The following is a 2,811-nucleotide window of genomic DNA, read 5'->3' as shown; positions in this document are numbered from 1 at the left end:
TGCAGGAACCGTGCACGACGCGCTGCTCACCCGAGTTGAGGCGCAGGATCGCCATGCCCTGGTCGCGGCCGACGAGCTGGGCGTAACCGCCCGCCGAACGGGCGACCTGGCCGCCCTTGCCCGGCTTCAGCTCGATGTTGTGGACGATCGTGCCGACCGGCATCGAGGCCAACGGCATCGCATTGCCCGGCTTCACGTCGACCGCTTCGCCTGCCACGATCTTGTCGCCGGCGGCAAGGCGCTGCGGGGCGATGATGTAGGACAGCTCGCCGTCGTCATACTTGATCAGCGCGATGAAGGCGGTGCGGTTCGGATCGTATTCGATCCGCTCCACCGTGCCGACGACGTCGAACTTGCGGCGCTTGAAGTCGATGATGCGGTACGAACGCTTGTGACCGCCGCCGATGAAGCGGGCGGTGATGCGGCCGTAATTGTTGCGGCCGCCCGACTTGGTCAGGCCTTCGGTCAGGCCCTTCACGGGCTTGCCCTTGTAGAGGCCCGAGCGGTCGACGATGACCAGCTGGCGGGTGCTCGGCGTTACCGGGTTGAATTTCTTGAGTGCCATTGTCCTGTCCTCGCGGCCTTGCTCAGAGACCCGTCGCGACGTCGATCGACTGGCCGTCGGCCAGCGTCACAACCGCCTTCTTGACGTCGCCCTGGCGGCCGATCGTGCCGCGGAAGCGCTTGATCTTGCCCTTGCGGACAAGCGTGTTCACGGCCGTAACCTTGACCCCGAAGAGGGCTTCGACGGCGGCCTTGATTTCCGGCTTCGACGCCTTCTTGGCGACGTTGAAGACGACCTGGTTCTGCTCGGAAGCCATGGTCGACTTTTCGGTGATCGCCGGCGAGACGATCACGTCGTAGTGACGAAGGTCGGTCATTTGAAGCGCTCCTCGAGAGCCTCGACGGCGGCCTTGGAAAGGACCAGCGTGCCGCGGCGCAGAATGTCGTAGACGTTGATGCCCTGGATGGGCAGCACGTCGATGTTCGGAATGTTGGTCGCCGCCAGCTTGAAGTTCTGGTCGAGCTCGGCGCCGCCGATGACGAGCGCGTTGGTCAGGCCAAGCGTCTCGAAATTCGCGACCAGCGCCTTGGTCTTGGCCTCGGTCAGCTTCAGCTCGTCAACGATGATAATCGACGCGCTCTTGGCCTTCGCCGACAGAGCATGCTTGAGGCCGAGCGCGCGCACCTTCTTCGGCAGGTCGTGCTCGTGGCTGCGCACGACCGGGCCGTGCGCCTTGCCGCCGCCGCGGAACTGCGGGGCGCGAGCCGAATGGTGGCGGGCGCGGCCCGTACCCTTCTGCTTGTACATCTTGGCGCCGGTGCGCGCGATCTCGGCGCGGCCCTTGGCCTTGTGCGTGCCCTGCTGCTTCTTGGCCAGCTGCCAGCGCACGACGCGCTGCAGGATGTCCTCGCGCGGATCAAGGCCGAAAATCTCCTCGGAGAGTTTCACCTTGCCGGCGTCCTTGCCGCCCAGCGTTGTGATTTTGAGGTCCATTATTCCGCTCCCTCGGTAGCCGGGGCTTCATTCTTGGCGGCGCCAGCGCGGATCGCGGCAGGCTTCGGCGCATTGGCCGGCAGCGCGACCTTGGCCGCGTCGCGGACCAGGATCCAGGCGCCCTTGACGCCGGGAACCGCGCCGCGGATCAGGATCAGGCCGCGGTCGGCGTCGGTCGAGACGACCTCGACGTTCTGCGTGGTGACGCGAACGTCACCCATGTGGCCGGCCATCTTCTTGCCCTTGAACACCTTGCCGGGGTCCTGGCGCTGGCCGGTCGAGCCGTGCGTGCGGTGCGAGACCGAGTTACCGTGCGTGGCGCGGCCACCACCCATGTTGTGCCGCTTGATCACGCCCTGGAAACCCTTGCCGGTCGAGGTGCCGGTGACGTCGACCTTCTGGCCGGCGACGAAGTGCTCGACGGTGATCTCGGCGCCAACGTCGATCATGTTGTCGGCGGAGACGCGGAATTCGGCGAGCTTCGCCTTCGGCTCGACGGAAGCGGCGGCGAAATGGCCGCGCATCGCCTTCGACGTGTTCTTTACCTTGGCAAGGCCAACGCCGAGCTGGACGGCGGTGTAGCCGTTCTTCTCCTGCGTGCGCTGCGCCACGACCTGGCAATTCTCCATCTGGAGAACGGTGACGGGAACATGTTCCCCGGCATCGTTATAGATGCGGGTCATTCCCACCTTCTTTGCAATCACACCTGAACGCATCGGTTCAATTCCTTTAGAGTTCCCTGTCGGGGCTGTCGCCCCTCCACGCCTCTTGTTCCTTCAGAGTTCCGGGTCGCCCCGCGCCTCTTGTTCCTTAGAGCTTGATCTCGACGTCGACACCGGCGGCGAGGTCGAGCTTCATCAAAGCATCGACCGTCTGCGGGGTCGGATCGACGATATCGAGCAGACGCTTGTGCGTGCGCATCTCGAACTGCTCGCGGCTCTTCTTGTCGACGTGAGGCGACCGGTTGACCGTGAACTTTTCGATCCGCGTCGGCAGCGGAATGGGGCCGCGGACGTTGGCGCCGGTGCGCTTGGCCGTCGACACGATCTCCCGCGTCGAGGCGTCGAGCACACGGTGATCAAACGCCTTAAGGCGGATGCGGATATTCTGTCCGTTCATGCGTCACTTCCTTGTTCTGGCGCGGCGCGGGCAACTTCCGCGCCCGCGACAGATCGGTTTAAGTCCAATTATTCTTTGATGGTGACGACGATGCCGGCACCGACGGTGCGGCCGCCTTCACGGATGGCGAAGCGCAGCTTCTCTTCCATGGCGATCGGCACGATCAGCTCGACGTCGACGGTGATGTTGTCGCC

5 protein-coding genes and 1 pseudogene are annotated in these 2,811 nt (G+C 64.6%); all 6 read right to left on the bottom strand.

The annotated features are described in order from the left end of the window. Positions 1-565, bottom strand: a 565-nt coding sequence (gene rplB / locus EN745_RS33090) for a 50S ribosomal protein L2 (RefSeq protein ID WP_127423190.1), incomplete at its 3' end; no start/stop codon positions are given. A gap of 22 nt (positions 566-587) precedes the next feature. Then, positions 588-881: a 50S ribosomal protein L23 gene (locus tag EN745_RS33085; protein WP_126054435.1), complete on the bottom strand. Its 294-nt coding sequence runs from the start codon at positions 879-881 to the stop codon at positions 588-590. Beyond that, complete coding sequence (gene rplD / locus EN745_RS33080) at positions 878-1,498, bottom strand: 50S ribosomal protein L4 (RefSeq protein WP_126054434.1); 621 nt, start codon at positions 1,496-1,498, stop codon at positions 878-880. Before rplD ends, EN745_RS33085 begins: the two co-directional genes overlap by 4 nt. Continuing rightward, positions 1,498-2,214 (bottom strand): 50S ribosomal protein L3, encoded by a 717-nt coding sequence (gene rplC, locus EN745_RS33075; RefSeq protein WP_126054433.1) that lies wholly within the window; start codon positions 2,212-2,214, stop codon positions 1,498-1,500. The genes rplD and rplC overlap by 1 nt, the downstream gene beginning before the upstream one ends. A 94-nt stretch (positions 2,215-2,308) precedes the next feature. Next, a complete protein-coding gene (gene rpsJ / locus EN745_RS33070; protein WP_006205468.1) occupies positions 2,309-2,617 on the bottom strand; it encodes a 30S ribosomal protein S10 in 309 nt (102 codons plus the stop codon). A gap of 68 nt (positions 2,618-2,685) precedes the next feature. Beyond that, a pseudogene (gene tuf, locus EN745_RS33065) lies at positions 2,686-2,811 on the bottom strand (elongation factor Tu); the annotation flags it as partial.

The organism is Mesorhizobium sp. M4A.F.Ca.ET.022.05.2.1, from assembly GCF_003998845.1.
Classification (GTDB): Bacteria; Pseudomonadota; Alphaproteobacteria; order Rhizobiales; family Rhizobiaceae; genus Mesorhizobium.
This window is presented reverse-complemented; position numbering and strand designations above follow the sequence as displayed.

Bases quoted from the DNA above. Each gene is read 5' to 3' on its own strand.
- rplD (WP_126054434.1), bottom strand. From the start codon at position 1,498: ATGGACCTCAAAATCACAACGCTGGGCGGCAAGGACGCCGGCAAGGTG.
- rplC (WP_126054433.1), bottom strand. From the start codon at position 2,214: ATGCGTTCAGGTGTGATTGCAAAGAAGGTGGGAATGACCCGCATCTAT.
- rpsJ (WP_006205468.1), bottom strand. From the start codon at position 2,617: ATGAACGGACAGAATATCCGCATCCGCCTTAAGGCGTTTGATCACCGT.
- EN745_RS33085 (WP_126054435.1), bottom strand. From the start codon at position 881: ATGACCGACCTTCGTCACTACGACGTGATCGTCTCGCCGGCGATCACC.